The 21,602-nt window shown below is 43.9% G+C and carries 11 protein-coding genes; 3 read left to right on the forward strand and 8 right to left on the reverse strand.

From position 1 onward, the window contains the following. Positions 1–19: 19 nt before the first annotated feature. A complete protein-coding gene (locus LKD42_RS02820) occupies positions 20–2,266 on the reverse strand; it encodes a S8 family serine peptidase (RefSeq protein WP_248834761.1) in 2,247 nt (748 codons plus the stop codon). Positions 2,267–2,601: 335 nt separating this feature from the next. Between LKD42_RS02820 and LKD42_RS02825 the strand changes: the two genes are divergently transcribed. After that, positions 2,602–3,219, forward strand: coding sequence for a sensor histidine kinase (locus LKD42_RS02825; protein ID WP_248834762.1), 618 nt, complete (start codon positions 2,602–2,604; stop codon positions 3,217–3,219). On the opposite strand, the gene LKD42_RS02830 is transcribed toward LKD42_RS02825, so the two are convergent. The 7 genes from LKD42_RS02830 to LKD42_RS02860 form a co-directional block, all read right to left on the reverse strand. Beyond that, positions 3,216–4,703, reverse strand: coding sequence for a glutamate synthase subunit beta (locus LKD42_RS02830; RefSeq protein ID WP_248834763.1), 1,488 nt, complete (start codon positions 4,701–4,703; stop codon positions 3,216–3,218). The two genes, LKD42_RS02825 and LKD42_RS02830, sit on opposite strands and share 4 nt — an antisense overlap. A gap of 12 nt (positions 4,704–4,715) precedes the next feature. Beyond that, on the reverse strand, positions 4,716–9,269 hold the full coding sequence (gene gltB, locus LKD42_RS02835; protein WP_248834764.1) for a glutamate synthase large subunit: 4,554 nt from the start codon (positions 9,267–9,269) through the stop codon (positions 4,716–4,718). Positions 9,270–9,733: 464 nt separating this feature from the next. After that, positions 9,734–10,342, reverse strand: a complete 609-nt coding sequence (locus tag LKD42_RS02840) for a CPBP family intramembrane glutamic endopeptidase (RefSeq protein ID WP_248834765.1) — start codon at positions 10,340–10,342, stop codon at positions 9,734–9,736. A gap of 64 nt (positions 10,343–10,406) precedes the next feature. After that, complete coding sequence (locus LKD42_RS02845; protein ID WP_248834766.1) at positions 10,407–14,546, reverse strand: CBM35 domain-containing protein; 4,140 nt, start codon at positions 14,544–14,546, stop codon at positions 10,407–10,409. 138 nt (positions 14,547–14,684) lie between these two features. Continuing rightward, on the reverse strand, positions 14,685–17,195 hold the full coding sequence (locus tag LKD42_RS02850; protein WP_248834767.1) for a hypothetical protein: 2,511 nt from the start codon (positions 17,193–17,195) through the stop codon (positions 14,685–14,687). 52 nt (positions 17,196–17,247) lie between these two features. After that, the gene (locus LKD42_RS02855; protein WP_248834768.1) at positions 17,248–18,636 is read right to left on the reverse strand and encodes a serine/threonine protein kinase; all 1,389 of its coding nucleotides are present in this window, start codon (positions 18,634–18,636) and stop codon (positions 17,248–17,250) included. Between the two features lies 1 nt (position 18,637). After that, positions 18,638–19,564: a hypothetical protein gene (locus LKD42_RS02860; RefSeq protein WP_248834782.1), complete on the reverse strand. Its 927-nt coding sequence runs from the start codon at positions 19,562–19,564 to the stop codon at positions 18,638–18,640. 392 nt (positions 19,565–19,956) lie between these two features. Here LKD42_RS02860 and tnpA point away from each other — a divergent pair, with 392 nt between their 5' ends. Continuing rightward, entirely contained in the window at positions 19,957–20,379 is a 423-nt protein-coding gene (gene tnpA, locus LKD42_RS02865; RefSeq protein WP_248834769.1) for an IS200/IS605 family transposase, read from the forward strand. Beyond that, complete coding sequence (gene tnpB, locus LKD42_RS02870) at positions 20,379–21,476, forward strand: IS200/IS605 family element RNA-guided endonuclease TnpB (protein ID WP_248834770.1); 1,098 nt, start codon at positions 20,379–20,381, stop codon at positions 21,474–21,476. The genes tnpA and tnpB overlap by 1 nt, the downstream gene beginning before the upstream one ends. Positions 21,477–21,602: the final 126 nt, after the last annotated feature.

A 21,602-nucleotide genomic window follows, 5' to 3' on the forward strand; every position in this document is an offset into this window, starting at 1 on the left:
GATTTCTTCCTGTACTTTTCTATTTCACACGGACGCTCTTTTTCGTGCTCCATGCTCCCTTTTTCACTGCGGTGCCGTTCTTTTTCACAGCTCGTACCTGTATATAATATCTTTTACCTGATTTCAGCTTTTTGATGGTAATGCTGCTCTTTTTGCCGTTTACCTTCACCGTCTTTGCATTTTTCATGTTTTTCTTAAGTGCATAACGGATCTCGTAGCTGCCTGCTGCCGCCTGTTTTTTCCAGGTTACTTTGACCTGTGCTTTTTTCGGCTGCACTTTGCGGATCACTGCTTTTTTCACGGATGCCGTGTTCTGCTGATTCTGATCTCCGCTGCCGTTCTGATTCTGATCATCATCCGGCTTTGGCTGCGGTTTCGGATCTTCCTCTACGGTGACGGTGATTGCATCGCTGACCTGTCTTACAAAATTGTCGCTTGCTTTTGCCACTGCGTAGATCTGTGTTGTACCGGTTCCTAAAATGGTGACATAGCCATCTTCGGTCACTTCCAGCACATCGTTTTCATTTGCCAGAAATACCAGTTTGCCGTCGCCCGGTTTTTCGATGCTTGCCGTTACCTTGAAGTTTTTATCGGAGAGGTATTTGTGGTATTCGGTCACCGGAACGGTGATGGTCTGTTGTCCTTTTTCCACACGGATCCTTACCCTCTCTTCGGTTTGATAATACTGGTCTGTTTCGGATGCGGTGATCACGATCTCACAGCTGCCGACTCCCGTTACCTGAACCTGACTGCCGTTTACTTTTGCTACTTTTTCATCGGTACTTGCAAAGCTTAAGGTTCCGTTTCCTCTGGAAAACTCTATATCGATCGTAAATGGCTTATCCAGATCATTCATCGTTTTATTAATCTGAGCCGGTGCTGTGATCGCCTGATATTTTTTTGCTGTGTTCTGATCTTCTGCCGCATAATTTGTGAAATCTACGTATCCATATCCAAACTCGGTATCTTTGCCCGGCTCGCCAAGATCTACGGCATAATCACGGAAAACGGAGTAAACTTCTCTCTGGTTGTAATCCGGATGTTTCAGTTTGACATAGGCTGCTGCCGCTGCCAGATGCGGCGTTGCCATTGAGGTTCCGCTTGCGATCTCGGTTGTCTCGCCCTCGCCGATCCATGCACTGAAGATGTTTCTTCCCGGTGCTGCAAAATCAAGCAGGGTTCCGTTGTTGGAAAAATCAGAGCGAATGTAAGAATTTCCGTCTTTATCCGGCTCCAGAGATCCGACTGCGATCGTCCAGCGGCTGCTTGCCGGATAACTTCTTGCCGTATCGGTATACTCGTTTCCGGATGCCACGCAAACCGTTGTGCCGGCTTTTAAGGCTCTTGCAAAGGCTTCATCCATCAAATCGGTGTCATCGCTTTCAAATCCCGGCAGGATCTCAAATCCAAGACTCATGTTGATAACATCGGCATTATGCTGTACCGCATAGTCAACGCCAAGTGTGATCGTTGTGTAAGAAGCAGAACCAGTCAGGTCAAATACTCGCACGGCCATGATCTTGACCTGCACCGGTGTTGCCTGGGTTACGATGCCGGCAACGTGTGTGCCGTGTCCCTGGTTCGGATCATTGTATGCATCTTTGCCTAAACCGTCTGCTGCCAGATTGACACTGTTTTTGCGATCCAGTCTTGTTGTAAACCACGGATGATCCTCATCGATTCCGCTGTCGATGACTGCGACGGTTGCATCGCCGCTCCAGTCTTTTGCATCCTCTTTCAACTTGTCCATACCCATCATATGGATGCCGTCAAATGCCTGGATTTCCGTCTCTGTTTCGCTCTCGTCTTCTTTTTCGGCTGCATCCTGTATTTCTACCTGCACATCTGCATCGCCGTCTCTTGCTGCCTCTTCCAGTGTGACCGGGATATCCTGAAAAATGTGTACTCCCGGGTAATCTTTTTTCAGGTTTGTCACTGCAAGCTCTGCCTGATCTGCACTGTCATACAGTAAGATCTGGTAGCCACCCACCGTATAGTAATACGTCTTTACTGCTCCGTATGTATTTTCCAGAGTCTGTGCACTCTCTACGATCACACGTTTGCGAATCTCATTTTGTTGATCCTGTGCCGTGACCCCCTTACTCTTTCTAAGAGATGCATTCTGCCTGTAAAACACTTCTGCCACTTCTTCCGGTGTTTCCAGCAGATTTACGTTCGTTGTTCTCCCATTTGCCTTTACACTGCACGGCAGCAAAGATGCCAGCATACCGAAACAGCACACAAACGCCAGAAATCTTCGTCTCATTTTATTCTCCTCCATATCAGCCTCACACCGCACAGCTTTTCCGGTATATCTATTTGTATACTTGTAACTTTTGTACGTTTCAGCTTTCTTTTGTTAGTCTAAACTATTCTATGTTTTATATTGGTAACATATTTAAAAACGTCTGTCAAGCACAGAAAAAGGCTCCATGCCTGTGTAGCATGAAGCCCTTTTCGCCTGAAAAATCCGTTTTTTCAGCCTTTTATTTTTTTGTGTAAAGAAGGAAATTTTTTCAGGTTTTATTTCAAAAACCTGCTTTTAGAAGGAAGTGATCTCTTCTGCTGCGTACTGAAGAAGGCTTGCACTGTCTATGGCAAATGACAAGCGAATACAGCAGCCGCATACGGCTCCAGCTGATCAACCAGCAGAATGCCTATCAGAAGCAGCATATGAAGGAACTGAAAACGATCGTGACGGAATACCATCATCTGCGTCATGACACGAAAAATCATTTTGCCTGTATGGACCGTCTGCTCAGCCAGAACAACTACGATGCCCTGAAAGAATATTTTTACAGTCTTTCCAAGGAAATCTATGCTCTCGATAATCAGATTGAAACAGGAAATGAGATCGTCAACCAGGTGATCAACATCAAATATGCAATGGCACACAAGCATCAGATCCCGATGGATATTCAGATCGTACTGCCGCCACATTTGTCGATCCCCGATCATCATCTCTGTTCTCTTGTTGCGAATCTTCTGGACAATGCGATCGAAGCATCCAGAAAAATCGAAGATCCGAAAATTGTGATTGAAATGAAAATGGTCAAGGATTATCTCTCCCTGACCATTCGAAACAAAATGGATCCTTCCATGCAAGACAAGGCACTTACCATCCGCACGACCAAGGCGGATAAAAAGCAGCATGGGCTTGGCCGTCAGATCATCTATGATATCGTCCGCCGTTACAACGGTTGCGTTCGTTTTCTTTAAACGAGGTTGGTATATCCCATCAGGGATTCATCTACCGCCTTGGCCGCTTCCCTTCCTTCGTGGATCGCCCAGACAACAAGAGACTGTCCCCGGTGCATATCACCTGCCGTAAAGACATTCTTTACGGCAGTCTGATATTTTTCCGGTTCCGTTGCCACGTTCGTACGTGGTGTCAGGTCTACTTTAAAGGCATCGGTCACGTATTTCTGTGAGCCAAGAAAACCGGCTGCGATCAGTACGATATCCACTTCAACCGTCCATTCGCTCCCTTCCACCGGAACCATCATCATGCGACCTGTTTTCTCATCTTTTTTGCTCTGTAATTTGACCAGCACTGCTTTTTTCAGTCTGCCTTTGTCATCGGCAATGAACTCTTTTACGGTGGTCTGATAGATACGTGGATCGTGTCCGAATACAGTAATCGCTTCCTGCTGGCCATAATCAGTCTTGCAGACTCTCGGCCACTCCGGCCATGGATTGTTTGCCGCTCTCTGGTCCGGGGCTTTCGGCATCATCTCCAGCTGTACCACGGAAGATGCACCCAAGCGGATGGCTGTTCCGACACAGTCGTTTCCGGTATCACCGCCTCCGATGACCATCACTTTCTTATTCTTGCAGGCAACAAATTTCTGATCCGCCAGATCTGAATCCAGCAGGCTCTTTGTCACGCCTTTCAGAAAATCAACGGCAAAATAAATGCCTTCTGCCTCTCGTCCCGGCACTTTGATATCTCTTGGGTTTGATGCTCCGCAGCAGAGTACCACACGGTCGAAATCTTTCAGAAGTTTGGCTGCTTTGACATCCACGCCGACGTTGACATTGGTTTTAAAGATCACGCCTTCTTCTTCCATCAGACGGACACGGCGGTCGATCACGGATTTTTCCAACTTCATGTTCGGGATTCCGTAGCGGAGCAGACCTCCAAGGCGGTCATTTCGCTCAAATACGGTCACCTCATGACCACGGCGGTTCAGCTGCATGGCAACGGCAAGTCCGGACGGACCGCTTCCGATCACGGCTACTTTTTTGCCGGTACGCACTTTCGGCGGCTGTGCTTTCACAAGACCTGTCTCATAAGCACGCTCGATGATCGCACGTTCGTTCTCTTTTGTGGAGACCGGGTCTCCGTTTAAGTTGCAGGTGCAGGCTGCTTCACAGAGTGCCGGGCACACTCTGGAAGTAAATTCCGGAAAACAATGTGTTTTCATCAGACGGTTGTAAGCCTGTTCCCAGTTTCCGGTATAGACAAGATCATTCCATTCCGGGCAGAGGTTGTTCAGCGGACAGCCGGATGCCATGCCGTTTATCATTTTTCCGTACTGGCAGAACGGCACTCCGCATGCCATACAGCGTGCTCCCTGAAGCTGCTGTTTTTCCAGCGGCAGAGGGATATGAAATTCGTTAAAATTTTTAATACGTTCAAGCGGTGCGATCTCTTCACTCACTCTTCTTTCGTACTCTAAAAATCCGGTTGGTTTTCCCATTTCTTTTCCCTCCTATCTCGCTTTATTTGCATAAAATGCTTCAATCTGTGCCTGCTCACTGCTCAGACCTTTTTCTTCCATCTGCACGATCGCCATCATCATACGGTTATAATCATGCGGGATGATCTTCTTGAATTTCGGCAAGTATTCTTCAAAATGATTCAGGATTTCTTTTCCTTTTGCAGAATTGGTGTATGCCGTATGCTCTGCGATCATATCTTTTAATTCCTGCACATCGTATTTATTGCCAAGTTTTTCAACGGAAACCATCTGCTTGTTGACTTTTGTATACAGATCGTTGTTTTCATCCAGAACATAGGCAACACCGCCGCTCATACCGGCTGCAAAGTTCTTGCCGACTTTTCCGATGACAACAACACGACCGCCCGTCATATATTCACATCCGTGATCTCCGACGCCTTCTACTACAGCTTTTGCACCGGAATTTCGCACGCAGAAACGTTCTCCGGCAACACCGTTGATGTAGGCTTCTCCGCTTGTTGCACCGTACAGTGCCACGTTTCCGATAATGATGTTTTCATCTTCTTTGAATTTTACACCGGTTGGCGGATATACGATCAGCTTTCCGCCGGATAAACCTTTTCCGAAATAGTCATTGCTGTCGCCGACCAGCTCCAGTGTCAGTCCTTTCGGGATAAAAGCTCCAAAACTCTGTCCGCCTGCACCTTTACATTTTACAATGTAGGTATCAGCATCCAGTGTATCACCGTAACGTTTTGTAATCTCAGCACCAAACTGTGTGCCGAAAGCACGGTTGATGTTGGTGACATCGACTTCGATGCTCCGTTTCTGTTTTTTCTCCAGAGAAGCTTTCAGTTTCTTCATTAAAATGGTCTGATCCACCGTCTCTTCCAGTTTGAAATCATATACCTGAGAAGGATCGAATGTCACTTTCATCTCTTTGCCTGCATACGGGTTATCCAGAATGCGGTTTAAATCCACTTTCGCTGCATTTACATTTGCAGCATGTTCTTTTTTCTTCAGCAGTTCGCTGTGTCCAACCATCTCATCTACGCTGCAGAATCCAAGTTTTGCCATGTATTCACGCAGTTCCTGTGCAATGAACCGCATGAAGTTTTCCACGTATTCCGGTTTGCCGCGGAAACGTTTTCTCAGCTCCGGATTCTGTGTTGCCACGCCGACCGGACAGGTGTCCAGGTTGCAGACACGCATCATCACACATCCCATTGTAATCAGCGGTGCGGTTGCGAAACCGAATTCTTCTGCTCCAAGCAGTGCCGCGATCGCTACGTCACGTCCGCTCATCAGTTTTCCGTCTGTCTCAATGCGGACTTTGTTTCGAAGTCCGTTCATGATCAGCGTCTGATGGGTTTCTGCAAGTCCGAGCTCCCACGGAAGTCCGGCATTGTGGATGGAACTTCTCGGTGCAGCTCCGGTACCTCCGTCATAACCGGAGATCAGCACGACCTGTGCTCCTGCTTTTGCAACACCGGCTGCAACTGTTCCGACACCTGCTTCCGATACCAGTTTTACGGAAATTCTCGCGTCTTTGTTTGCATTCTTCAGGTCGTAGATCAGCTCTGCCAGATCCTCGATTGAATAAATATCGTGATGAGGCGGCGGTGAGATCAGGCTCACACCCGGTGTGGAATGTCTGGTCTTTGCGATCCACGGATAAACTTTTCCGCCCGGCAGATGACCGCCTTCACCCGGTTTTGCTCCCTGTGCCATTTTGATCTGGATCTCCTGTGCACTGACCAGATATTTGGAGGTAACTCCAAAACGTCCGGATGCTACCTGTTTGATTGCAGAACAACGGTTCCTGTTCGGATTGGTAACGATCATACGCTCCAGATCTTCGCCTCCTTCACCGCTGTTTGACTTACCATGCAGACGGTTCATGGCGATCGCCAGTGTTTCATGTGCTTCCTGAGAAATGGAACCGTAGGACATCGCTCCGGTCTTAAATCGTTTTACAATGGATTCGACACTCTCTACTTTCTCGATCGGCACACCTTTTTCCGGATAATCAAAATCCATCAGGCTTCGCAGATAACCGGTCTCTTCTTTGTCTACCAGATTCGTGTACTGTTTGAACAGGTTGTAATCGCCTCTCCAGGTCGACTGCTGCAGCAGATGAATGGTTTGCGGATTGTAACGGTGATGTTCTCCGGCACTTCTCATTTTGTGCCGTCCGATGCTGTACAGTGTTTCATCTACATCCAGTCCCAGCGGATCAAATGCTCCGGAATGCAGTTTATCCGTTTCTTCTGCAATATCTTTCATTGTGATACCACCGACACGGCTGACCGTATTTGTGAAATATTTATCGATCACTTCTTTATCAATGCCGATTGCCTCAAAAATCTGAGATCCCTGATAAGACTGGATTGTGGAAATACCCATTTTGGAAGCAATCTTTACGATTCCGCTAAGGACAGCCTGATTGTAATCTTCCACAGCTGCATAATAATCCTTATCCAGCATCTTGCTGTCGATCAGCTGATGGATCGTATCCAGTGCCAGATATGGGTTGATCGCACTTGCACCATAACCAAGCAGTGTAGCAAAATGATGTACTTCTCTTGGTTCGCCGGATTCCAGAACGATTGCAAGTGAAGTTCTCTTTTTCGTCTTTACAAGGTGCTGATGCACAGCGGATACTGCCAGCAGTGAAGGGATCGGCACACGGTTTTCATCAACGCCTCTGTCTGTCAGGATCAGGATGTTTGCTCCGTCTCTGTGTGCTCTGTCTACTTCGACAAACAGATAGTCAATGGCTTTTTCCAGGCTTGTGTTCTTATAATACGTGATCGGAATTTCCGCTACTTTAAAGCCTTCGACATCCAGATTTTTAATCTTCAGCATATCGGTATTTGTCAGGATCGGATTGTTGATCTTCAGTACCTGACAGTTCTTTGCCTCTTCCTGAAGCAGATTTCCGTCTTCACCGATGTAAATGGTCGTGGATGTTACCACTTCTTCACGGATTGCATCGATCGGCGGGTTCGTCACCTGTGCAAACAGCTGTTTGAAATAATTAAACAGCGGCACATGACATTCCGATAAAACAGCCAGCGGTGTGTCAATACCCATGGAAGCGATGCCTTCTGCACCGTTCTTTGCCATATTTAAAATAGAAGTACGGTACTCTTCGTAAGTATAGCCAAAGGCTTTCTGGAGTTTTGCACGCTCCTCATCGCTGTACTCTTCCACACGTTTATTCGGAATCTTCAGATCAGAAAGATTTACCAGATAACGATCCAGCCACTCACCATACGGCTGCTTTTTTGCATAACTTTCTTTCAGTTCATCGTCATCGATCACTCTTCCTTTTACCGTATCCACCAGAAGCATCTTGCCCGGATGCAGTCTTTCTTTGAGCACGATCCTGGTCGGATCGATATCCAGCACACCGACCTCAGAAGAGAGGATCAGATAACCGTCATCGGTGATATAGTATCTGGAAGGACGCAGACCGTTACGGTCAAGCACGGCTCCTACCACATCTCCGTCGCTGAACAGGATCGATGCCGGTCCGTCCCACGGCTCCATCATCGTTGCATGATACTGATAAAAATCTTTTTTGCTCTGGCTCATGGTCTTGTTGTTTGCCCATGGTTCCGGGATCGTGATCATCACGGCCAGCGGCAGATCCATACCACTCATCACCATAAATTCCAGTGTGTTGTCGAGCATTGCCGAGTCAGAACCGGAAGTATTGACAACCGGCAGAACTTTGTGCAGCTCTCCTTTGAAATGCTCGGAGAACATCGTCTCTTCGCGTGCAAGCATCTTGTCGGCATTTCCACGGATCGTGTTGATCTCACCGTTGTGTACGATAAAGCGGTTCGGATGTGCTCTCTCCCAGCTCGGATTTGTGTTGGTACTGAAACGGGAGTGTACGATTGCGATCGCAGATTCATAATCTGCATCCTGCAGATCACGGAAGAAGGTACGGAGCTGTCCTACGAGGAACATACCTTTGTATACGATCGTTCTGCTTGAAAGAGAAACCACATAGGAATTGTCATTGCTCTGTTCAAACACACGTCTTACCACATAAAGTCTGCGGTCAAAATCAATACCTTTTGCCAGGTGTTTTGGTTTTGCTACAAATCCCTGCATGATACACGGCATACATTCCAGTGCTTTGTGTCCGAGAACTTCCGGAACAACCGGAACTTCCCTCCATCCCAAAAATTTAAGACCTTCTTTTTCCACAATGATCTCAAACATTTTCTTTGCCTGGTTCTTTTTCAGTTCATCCTGAGGGAAGAAGAACATACCGATTCCGTATTCCCTCTCAGAACCTAAAAAGATGCCGAGGGACTCACAGGTTTTGGAGAAGAACTTGTGTGAAATCTGAAGCATGATTCCTACACCATCACCTGTTTTTCCTTCGGCATCTTTGCCAGCTCTATGTTCTAGATTTTCTACTATCTTTAATGCATTTTCGACGGTTCCGTGGGATTTGACACCCTTAATGTTTACGACTGCTCCTATACCGCAGTTATCGTGTTCAAATTCCGGCTGATACAGCCCAGGAGTCTGAACGGCTTCGTTCAATTTTGCTGTACTCATACGTCTTTCCTTTCTTAAGTTGTAATATTCTGTTCAGATAAGCGGACTGACCAGATTGCCATGTCCTGCTGCATCCTGCTAACTTCTGTGTTCGCTAATGCAACTTTTTCTCAAATCTTGTCATTGACTATACACCCATTTTTTTCATTTGTAAAGACGTATTTTTCTTTAAATTATCAGATTATTTGCGAATTCACTTTTAAAACTGTATTTTTTTGATTTTTTATTTATTATTTTTCTTTTGTTTCTATATTTTGCTAGTTGTGTCTATTTTGTTTCTCATGCAAATTTTAAAAATATATGCAACATTCTTCTGTGCACCTCTGTAATCTGCCAAAGACTCCTGTCAGATAGAGATTGCATCCCGCCACTGATGCAAATTTGCTGTTCTCCGTCTGTAAAGTTAAGGATCACCCACTGCTTATTGCTTTTCGCAATTGAAGCAGGGGACTTACTTGATTTGGTTAAATTGCAGCCAGTAAAACAGCCATCAGGTTAGAGACCGCATGAAACAGGACTGGCACTCTCAGATCTTCAAATCGATGGTAAAGCAGATTCAGGATGATCCCCATCGGAAAAGCAAACAGGATCTGCAGCAGATTGCCATGATAAACCGCAAAGATCGCCGCTCCCAAAAGGACTGCCTTCTTTACGGAAACATAGCGTTCCAACTTGCGGTAAACAAGTCCACGGAAAATCAGCTCTTCTGTGACCGGCACTGCGATACCCATTCCAAGGATCTGGAACAGCATCCGGCTTGAGAGCAGGGCATCCTGTGATTCACTGGTAATCCCATAATCCGATACCAGAAACGACATCAGTGCCGAAAACAGGATATTCAGTCCGGCCGCCGCCGCGATCACGATGATCCACTGTATCCAGGTTATCTTTCTTTTTTCTTTTCTCCACAGGTTCTGATCTTTCCGGTAGAGCCAGAAGAACAATGGCATTGTGATGACGGCCGCCAGCATGGTCTGAAAAGCCGCATCTCCAATGCCGAGTATTCCAGTAAGCTGCAATGCCAGAAAATGTACCAATATCGGAAAAACAAGATCTATGATTTTATATTCCAAAGCCCATCACCTCTTAAGTTTTGAACCATCATAGCATATTTTTCCGTTCAGAACAATCTCTTTCTTACTGTTCCGTTTTTTCAGATGCATACTGCAAAATCCATACTGCATCCTGGGTATCTGCCGCTTTATCTCCGTTCACATCCGCACTTTCTGCAGATATTTCATCCAGTACCGTCATTTCCGCTGCATACTGTAAGAGCAGAACACTGTCGGAAGTGCCAATCTTTCCATTGCCGTCCACATCGCCTTTCAAACGTGCTTCTGCAACTTTCAAAGTCAGACTTTTTACTGCTTCATTTACTTCCTGCTGCACGGCATCTTCCTTCTGATACACTTCTTTTGCATCAGCAAGTAGTTCTTCCAGTCCATCCAGGGTGGAAGCAGTATAGCAATCCGAAGATGCCAGAACTGCTTCTGCTCTTGCAATGACTGCCTGCAATGCTGCTTTGTTTGCTTTTCTCTCTAATCCGATGATCGCCTGCAGCAGTTCTTCGTATGCTTTTGCTATCTCATCTTCTTCTCGCTCTGTGTTGCTTAGAACTGCTTCTGCTTTTTCAATCTGATCCTGCAGATTTTTAAAGCTTCCAGATGTGAATTTCTCATTTGTAAACTTATTTGCCTGTTCGATCAGGCTTTCCAGTGATTTTACATCCGCTTTTTTGGATGATTTTGCAAGCAAAGTAAGAATCCTCTCTGCTGCCTGATCTGCCTCTTCCTGTGTCGCTGCCGTATTGGATAAAAGTGCTTTTCCTTCTTCCACCGCCATCTGCAGTGCATCCATATCTTCATAATTTACTGCTTCGGCAAGAAGCTGCTCTGCCGTCTGCACTGCAACTTCCAGATGTACTTTCTGTACTGCATATTCCAGATTTCCGAACGTCTTCAGCAGTGCATCCAGTGCCTGATCCAGCTTTTTCTGTGAAGAATGTTCATTTGCCCATACTGCTTTTGCCTCTTTTACAGCCGTCTCTAGGTCCTTCCAACTTTCATCTGTATACTGGGAATCATCCAGATTTTCCAGCATCGTGATGATCTGATCCAGACCTTTTGCTGCCGTTTCTCCTTTGCCTTTTCTCTCTCCTAAATACTGAAGTGTCAGTGAATCATAAGAAACACTGTTTTTCTTTGTTCCACGTATCGTTGCCATATTCGTATCATACCAGTCACTTACGTTATAACGAATTTCAACGGTATGTTTTCCTTTTTCCAGATTGACATACAGATGCGGACTCTGCTGGAAATCAAAGTTAACGATCGGGAAAATCAGGGTTCCTATCTCTTTTCCGTCTACATAAACCGAACGCATCGCACAGTCCTGACCGGTCGTTGCATTGCCGTAATTATTGTATATCATGCTGAGTTGATAATTGCCGGACTGCAATACATCCACCTCAATGGCCAGATCCGTCTTTCTGTCAAGGAAATCTACTACATAACCGCGTCCACTGTAACCCTGTGCCGTATTTTCAAAATTTTCGGCATTGTAAGTTCCGTCTTCTGCTTCGTACACCAGTTTGCTGTTCTCCGGAGATACCATGATTGGCTTCGACATTTCAGAGGTAACACCATTCTGATCTGTCGCTACCAGGCTGTATGTTCCATATTTGCTTCTGTCCGGCTGATAACTTCCACTGCTGACCGGAACGTATTCGCTTCCCGTCCAGAGTTTGTACGTATAATCCGGATTTTCATCCCAAGTCAATCTTCCGTCACTTTCTTCTGTCAGAACCGGCATATCCGGACATACTGCAAAACTGTCTTCCTCTAGATGGATCTTGCTTCGTTTTCCGCTGTCGCTTACTTTCATTACGATTTCATAGGTACCTGATGCATCCGCCGGCAGTACATAATCCAGCGGTTTCTCTTCTCCGTTTACCGTTATAGATTCAAGTGTGTCCCCTTTTCCGCTTACGGTAAGATTCAACACTGCATTGCGGTATTTGTAATTTTTCAGAACAAACGGACCATTCATCCACTCCGGAACATACGGTGTAAACAAAATGCCGTCCGTGTCATAATTCATACCGAACAGTACCCGGTAATATCCTGCCAGAGTGCCTGCAATAGACCAAAGCTGACGATCTGAATGAACTCCTTCTCCTGTTTCAAAGTTGATAACTTCTTTATTTGTCAGGCTCATACCTGCTCCCCGTACGCAGGACTTAAAGATTTCATCTGCCAGCTGGAGATTTCCATTTTCTTTTGCACCGATCATCATTGCTGTTTCCCATCCAGGCCATACACCGCGGTTATGGTAAATGGCAGAAGCCTGTCTTCCGTTTTTCTGCGGCCATACCGTATCTGCTCCATAAATAACCAGCGGATAATTCTCCATGATCTGCTGTTTCTGCGATTCGCTTGCAACATCTGACAGCAATGCGTAACCATTTGCGATCACATCTACTTTATCTGCTACCGGAGAGCCCATATACTGCGGATATTCCCAGGATGCATACATTTTCCGTTCTTCCAGCCAGAAATGTTCATTGATCGCCTTTTTCAGGGATTCATAGCGGCGATTCCACTCTTTCACTTCGCTTTCATCTTTTCCGAGAATCTCTGCTGACTCTTCCATGATCTGAAGTGCCTGTGCAAAAATGATATTTGCATTTGCTGCCTTTGATTCTGTAATGTTGTAAATGCTATTCTGTTCTCTTTCATCCATCCAGTCCGGATAAGTCTTTGAGCGGTGATCCAGTCCGCCTGTTTCTCCCTTGAACAGACCGCTCTGTTCATCGTATGCTACATGATAATCCTGCTCCAGTGTATTTTTTGATATTTCATAGATCTTTTCCAAGAATTCCTTATCTCCGGTTGTCTTATACAGTTCAAATCCGGCAATTTCCATGATAATACGATCCACGGAATTCGGATAAGAACCTCCTGTTCCGGTATCCTCTTCCCATACCCGCGGATTTTCGGTTCCGCCGACAATTTTTTCCAGAATACTGTTTTTTGTCTCTTCCGGAAATATCCACGCCAGCGAATATTGTACGGACATCGCAGTATCTCTTGTCCAGACTTTATGCCAGTTCGTACCTGTCCAGAATACTTTTCCGTAAAGTCCGTCATTGATGTTCAAAAGACTTTCTTCTATGCTCAGGTTATAAACTGCCTCCATGATCGGCATATTTTTCGCTTCAAAGATCGGCTCCCCGCTCACATCCTGTGACAAAGTCCATTCTTTCTTTTCGCCCTGCTGACTGACAGTGATGCTTTTTCCGTCTTTTGAGACCGCAAGACCTGCTGTACCTTCGATACGGTCACCCAAAATCTCATAGGTATGCTCTTTTGCCGGCGTATTTAATTTCCACTGTGCACTGTACCACTTGATCAGTGTATCACCGGTAGCCGTTACCTTTCCCGGATACTGTGACTGATACTCGACATTCAGACCGCATTTTGGATATTTTCGATTATAGAATACCAGATAACCATTAATATTGCCGATTTTCCACTGTCCTTCTTCCTGTACATTTCCATTTTCCGACGGTACTGTTTCCTGATTTTCGCCCTTTAAAATCATATAGTTTCCGGTCGATACATTCTGAATCGTATACCATCCGTCCTCATTTGGAATCAGATTCCACAAAGATGCCTCTGTATCATACGCTTCTGTTCCGGTATCTGCATAGGCAATCGAACCATTCTGCTCTGTGATTCTCTGGCTTTTCCAGCGATTCTCCATATGTACTTTCTGATAACTCTGCTGCTCGTCTGCAGTCTTTTCCGAATCAACATAAGTTAGCGTAAGTTTATCAATGTTCCAGGTTGCTCCCATATTGCTTACCGTTAAAACCTGTTCCCCTTCATCCAGCCACAGCGTTGCCGTCACATCCCGATAAGTATTCCAGTTCTTTGTATTTGGGATTGAAATTTTCTCTGAAACATTTCCTCCACAGTTCAGAAGAGCAATTCCTCCATCCTGTTTCGTTCCAACTGTCAGTGTAATCTGATAATTTCCTGCTTTTTCAATTTGAATCTTATAACTTAAGCAGTCCAGATTATCAAAATCTCCTACATACTTACCGCCGCTTGCGTTTTTGTTGTTGGTCATTACCTTTAATTTTCCCGAATAACTGCTATAATCTTCTGCTTCAATCAACATCGGTTCCGCTGCATATACTGCTGCCGGTATTGCCGGAACAGAAGTAATGACCATAGCTACTGCCAGGCTCGCTGCCCACCATTTCTTTTTCATATTGCACCTCCTGTTTTTCGTATAACGAACTTTCTTTTGCCCTTTCATTATACTGTACTTTTTTCAGAAAGTATATGCATTTTTATACGATTTTAACAATTTTTCTTGCGTTTTTGTTTGATTTTCAGTAATTTTATATTATATTTTCTCTTGTATTCTGTATTTACCCATCATCAAAATGCATAGAGAACACAATACCACGATCAGTGCTGCTGCCCCCTGCTCTTCTCCTTTCTTTTGATTCTGTTCTTGCTCTTTTGTCTCATTTGATAAAGGATCCATCTCTTTCTGCAAAAAGCCTGCTTTTTTCTGCTTTTCCCCATGTGTTTCGTTTTCTGTCTGTTTCTGTGTCTCAAAGATTCTGTTCTTGTGCTTCCCTTTCTTCTCCGGCAGCAGCTTTTTCCGTTCGAGTTCTTTTTCCAGTTCTTCTTTCAGAAGATAGCGTACTTCTTTATTTCCGGCTGTATCAAAAATTTTCAGCTGCCACTTTTCTCCATGGTCAAAGGAGATCTCCCAGCTGCTTTCCTGATTTTTGCTCTCTTTATACAGGCTGCCATTTTTGCAGAGCCAAATTTTTGCAAAATCAACATTATCTTCGCAGATCGTCTGAACCTGAAAGCCTTTTTCTGTTGCTTTTATTGGATCGATCACACAGATCGGCGGTGTCCGGTCAATCGCAAAGTCCCGGCACAATATTTTTTCTTTTTCCGGCAGCTGATGTCCTGCTTCATCCTCCAGAAAAAGCTTCAGACTGTACCTTCCTTCTTTTTCAAAGACGGTCTCCGCCAGTTCATAATCATATTCCATAAATCCTTCCGCTGTTTGTCTGTTTCGTTTCTGATAATCTTTCCCTTCTTCCAAATTTCTTGCTTTTCCGTCAAATATGCATTGCAGTTCTTCCTTTTGCATTTTGTTGACATCCCACACCCGTAATTTTAACTTCTGTCCCTGCTGTGCTGTTTTCTGTTTCAGAAATTTTTGCATGGAAGCATCCGTCGTAAGCTTCGGACCGGAGCGGTTCACTGCAAAACAGATTTCCTGCTCTTCCTGATTCCCTGCAAGATCTTCCGCATAGATTTTCAGCCGATACCAGCCATCTTTCAGATATACATCATCGCCGCTCTCCCCTGTATTACTGCCGCTGCTTTTCTTATCTTTCAATTCTGCCTTTCCCTTTTTCCAGTTTACAGGTATGTCCAAAAGCTGTTCTTCTTTTGCGGATCTTCCGGTTCTTTTGTACAGCTTTATGTAACTCTTCTTTTGATTTAAATAAAATTCTTCCAGGGAAATCTTTACTTTATAATCAGAAAGCAAGATCTGATTCTGCGGCATCCCCTGTATGACAATCTCCGGTGATGTACGGTCGATCACAACTTTTCCGACCGGAAGATATCTGGTATTTCCAAAGACATCTGTCAGTTTTACATACGGATACCAGATTCCTTCTTCCTGAATCTCAATCTGCTTTCCTTCTCTCCATTCTCCCTGCTTCTGTGTGATCTGTCCGTCATCCAGTTTTTCCCTTGCAAGATACCACTGAATCTGAACTTCTCCCTCTGTGTCATCCTGCACATTTTCTGCACTGCAAACACAGAAATCCGATGTAAAAAGCTGCTTCTGTTTCTTTCCGTTTAATCTGACTTCTGCACTCGGTGCTTCCTCATCCACTTCATATGAAATTTCTGTTTTCTTTGACCTCGCCTGCAGCTCCCCGTTTTTTTGGCGACGCTCCATCACAAAATTCCATCTTCCTTCTCCATAAAGAGGCTGTGATACGTTTGTCTGATTGTATCCGCTTCCTTTTGTCGGCTGTGCTTCCAGAATAGCACCTTTTGAGATACGATAAACCTTTCTTTTTGAATCATACACACATTTTCCATATCTTGCCCTGATTTTTATATTTTCCGGATTTGGATCTGTCTCCTCCAGAATAACATTTCCTTTTGCAGTATATCGTTTATCTTCCGGAGCATAACAATAATTGGCATTTTTGCCAGCGACTTCTTCTTTTAAAGTCAAAGCTCCCTGATATACCAGATACTGTCCATTCTGATATATCGGACTGTCTTTCTGTAAAACGTTCTCATCAATCCAGACTTTCGGCATTACAAACCCTCCCGGCGGCTGATTGCTCGCCTCTCCGTTTTTCATAAATCCACTGATCTGAATCGCATTTTTTTCATCCGAAAATCTTAAATTTTCTGTTTTGTTGTCCGCAAAATACCCTTTGTTTGCATCACTGATCGACACTTGAAGAATTTTCGGCACAATTTCCACCTTTGTCTCCAGAGCTGCCTTTCTGCACTCCAACACGTACGCATCCGCATCGGTCCCTGCAATTTCATACTCCACATCTACTCGCCAGATCCCGACATTTTTTGAAACAGCATAGCCACACACAACCAGATCGGCGGCTTCTGCGTCCGGTTTACCTCCTTCCCACTGTGCCCTCACTTCCAGATCTACTTTACGTGAATCGTCAAAGATCTTTTTTCCGTTTTTCGGATATGCCTCGTAGACGATCACTTTTTTCCTGTTTTTTACTTTTTCTCTATCGTGATCTTCTTCGCTGATTTTCGTAACTGCTTCTCTCCTTCTTTCTGTGGCACCTGTTTCCGCTTTCACTTTCAAAATATGAAAGCAAATCATACAACAACATATTCCCATCAAAAATATCATTTTGCATATTCTGCCCTTTTGCTTACTCCATTGTTTCTTTTCGATTGCTCACACCCCGTTTCCATTCCTGTACTTCTTCCTCTGTAATTTCATTTTTCTGAAACCATTCTCTGTATAAATCCATTATCCGCTGCATTTCTTCCTCTTCTTTTTTCTGTTGTTCCATTCTTTCATTTATCGTCGCTTTCTGCGGCATCTTATTTTTTGCTACACCATCTTTTTGTGTATCATCCTTCGTTTTTATAAATTTTTCAATCCAGTTTTCTGCATATTGTTCTCCTCCATTTTCCACATAAAAAAAGTGATAGATGACAGATAATTGCCCTGCGAAACGATGATAAGCTCTCCTGTTTTTCTGAAGATCACTTTCCGTATAGAAGAGAAGCGACATAAGTTCCTGGTGTTCCTGACGATCCACCTGTCCATCTTCCATGATACTTTCTAAAAATTGCTGATAACCTTCTTCCCGACCGGGAAATAAGAATATTGCTGATTTGTAATCTGATATGTCTTTCTGACTTAAATAAGTTTGATATAAGTGTTCTCGTTTCTGCTCATCCTGAATGGAAATTTCGATGCTTCCAAGTACGGATACGGTAATGATCATCAGAGCTGAAAACAGGCTCATCCTTCTTGTAATGTGCAGATAATCTCTGAATGCTTTTTTCACTTCTGCAACATTTTGAAACCGTTCATCCGGATCCTGTCTTGTGCACTTTTCCAGAATCCGTCCAAGCGGAGAATAACTCTTTTTTCTTTTCCGCTGCTTTTTTTCTAAAATCCACTGCAATGTTCTGCCAAGAGCGTAGATATCCGTTCTCGCATCAAGACTCCTCTGCTGCTCCTGTTCCGGTGCCATAAATCCTCTGGTACCCATAATGCAAAAATCGTCGTTCTGGAAACCCGCCCCGTCCGGATCAATGAGTTTTAATCTTCCCTCTTTTGTCAGAACCACATTGGAAGGTTTTAAATCCTGATAAAGAATCGCCGGCTGTGACATATGAAGGCAGTACAGTGCATCGCACAGCTCTATCCCCCATTTCGCTGCTTTTCTCCCGGAAATTCTTTTTTTCTTTTCTCCTGTCGTTAGGATATGCTCTTTCAGGCTCTCTCCTTCAAGATACTCCATAATAAAACAGCACATCTCCTGCTCCTGTAAAAGATCATAAATTTTCACAAGTCCGGAATGCTCCATACTTGCCCATGCCCGTAGAAGAGCTACTTTCTGTGAAGCTGCATCGATGGCTTTTGCCGCCCGCAAAGCACCGGTTGCCTGGTGAAACACAAGCCATACTGCTCCTGTCCTCCCCTGTCCTATCCTGCGGATCAGAAAATAACCATGGTGATTCAACAGATGTTCCATTTGCTTTTTGCACTGCACCTGCTCCTGATTTTGTTCTTTCGCCGTCATATTACTCTGATATGGCATTCTCAAATTGTCCGATATTATCTGCCATGACTGCAAATCTGAGCCATTTTTTTAAAGTTTTCGCATCTTGTTGTTTTAACTTTTCTTCCAGTTTTTCTGGTATATTGTCTTTATATTTCAGGATTTCCAGAAGAGCTTCCAGACAGCCTTCTTTTTCTCCTTCTTCATACGCTTCTTCTCTCTGTACGGCAATATCCATCTCATAATCGTATTCTGCTATCAACATATTGATGACCTCACTTCCCTTTTTGCGAATATATCCTGCCAGGATGCCTTTTTCGATACACTCCTGAATAGCATAGCGATATGCTTCTTTTGTCCCTGCATCCTGATACTTTCTTACAGTATCAATAAACAGACCATATTCCTTTAGCACATCACACTTATCCAAAATTTCATGCTTTGCACTCGGATTAATATTAATCACTCTGACTTTCAATTCAAGCATAGGATTCCCATCCTGCATAAGATAAACATCTGACAGTTTTAATTCTGATTCGTTCTCTAACTTTTCTGTTCCATTATAAAAAGTGTAAAACTCCGGCATTGGAAGTTTTACCATTCCTTTTCTGTAGCGTTCTCTTACCGGTACAAGTTGCTCATATGTCCTGCCAATATACAGAAGACTCCTGAGCGGCATATTCCGGTTGATCGTTGACTGATGTTCTGTCAAAACAAGTACTTTTCCATTTACACCAAAAGAAATATCATTCTGAAAATTTAAATACAGTGCATTTTCTACACGCATTTTCTGAATGACAGTTCCTTCCGGCAATGGTTCTTCATGCAGTGCATTATATAATGCAATATCATTTTCTTCTGCATTTTCATCATTATAAAACAAATCTACCAGTATACTGTTCTTAATTTCTCTGTTTTCTTTTGCTTTATAAGATACCTTCTCTGGCATATCATGAATAGCTACATCTGCGTATACAATCTGCTTTTGATTCTTTTGTTTTTGCATAAGACTGCCCCTTTCTTTTGTTTGTACGAAGCAGTCTGTCCGAATTCAGTATACACAAACCCAAGCAGTTTTTTCAAGCCGCTTCGCACAGGTTCCTTATTTTCTTTTCTCATTGGATTTTCCTGCCGAACGGCATTGAAAAACAGATTTTTTTGATATGTTGCTATTATAATGTAAAAGTGATATAATGTCAATAATAAGTTTTTATCCAATGCATCGTAAAACCCCTTGCTTTAGCTATGGGGATATAAGATGCGTCCATTGAATTTACGCAAGTAATTGAAATGGACAAAATAACAATTGTATTAATTTAAAAAGTATAATATAATACAAATATGAACACAATATATAAATCAAACCACAATATCGTCTATTCCTGCAAATATCATGTAGTATGGTGCCCAAAATATAGACGAAAAATATTAACGAATGGTGTGGATGTACGACTGAAGGAATTACTCACGGAGTATGCTGCAAATCTTTCTGTAGACATTCTGGAAATGGAGATCATGCCGGATCATGTTCATATGCTGCTGGAAGTAGATTCTCAGTTTGGCATCCACAAAACGGTAAAATCTTTTAAAGGCTATACGTCCAGAATTTTAAGACAGGAATTTCCATATCTCAAAACGAAAATGCCGACCCTCTGGACAAACAGCTATTTTATATCTACTGTGGGCGGAGCTCCAATGGAAGCAGTGAAACAGTATATCGAAAACCAGAAAACATCGCAAAGACAGAAGGATAAGATGGGATAATGCAAAAAGGGGTCAAATTCAGGATCTATCCGAACAGGGAACAGCAAAATTTAATTAATCAGACACTTGGCTGCTGCAGACTGGTCTACAACAGAGGACTTGCCATGCGTAAGGAAGCCTTTGAGAATGGAAGTAAGATCGGATATTCCCAGACTTCTGCAATGCTGACGGAACTGAAAAAGAGTGATGATTTTGCTTTTCTAAAAGCGGTGGATTCCATTGCCCTGCAACAGTCTTTGCGTGACCTCGACAGAGGTTTTGTGAACTTTTTTCAGAAACGTGCAGCACATCCGACATTCAAAAGTAAACACAATCGACACCAGTCCTATAGAACCATAAACCAGAGGGATAATATCCGTATTGCAGGAAGATACATAAAACTGCCAAAACTTGGATTTGTCAGGATACGCCAGTCTATGGAAGTGGGAAAAATCAATCATGTAACGATTGAACATACTCCTACAGATAAGTATTTTGTGGTTCTTAATGTGGAATTTGAGCCGCAGCCAAGACAAAACAATGGAGGCTGTATAGGCATTGATGTAGGCATTAAAGAGTTCTATACAGACAGTAACGGAAAGAGTGTGGCAAATCCGAAATATCTTGAAAAAACAATGTGTAAACTCATTCGTGAACAGCGTAGGCTGTCAAGAAAACAGAAAGGCTCTGGTAACCGCAGGAAACAGCGTGTTAAGGTTGCCCTGGTCCATGAAAAGATTACCAACCAGAGAAATGACTTCTTACAGAAGCAGTCCACTATGCTGATCCGTGAAAACCAAACAATCTGCATAGAGGACTTGAAAGTGAAGAACATGATGCGTAATCATAAACTGGCACAGCACATCGGTTCTGCGGCATGGGGTAAGTTTTTTGATATGCTTACATACAAGTCTGCCTGGTATGGGAATGATGTGGTCAAAGTGCCGACCATGTACCCAAGCAGTCAGACATGTTCCTGCTGTGGGTATAAAAATCCACTGGTAAAAAATCTGGCGGTCCGTGTATGGGAGTGCCCGGACTGTCATACCGTACATGACAGAGATGGCAATGCAAGTATAAATATTTTGAATAAAGGACTGCAAATGCAGTCGGCATAGATATACAAAACTGCACCGTAGGGCATACGGGAACAGTATAATCTAGCTTGTGGACACTGTGTAAGACATTTCGATACCGTAAGGTATTCTCTAATGCAGTAGTGGTTGAAACAAGAATCCCCCTGC

It is taken from the genome of Hominisplanchenecus faecis (assembly GCF_020687205.1).
Lineage (GTDB): Bacteria > Bacillota > Clostridia > Lachnospirales > Lachnospiraceae > Hominisplanchenecus > Hominisplanchenecus faecis.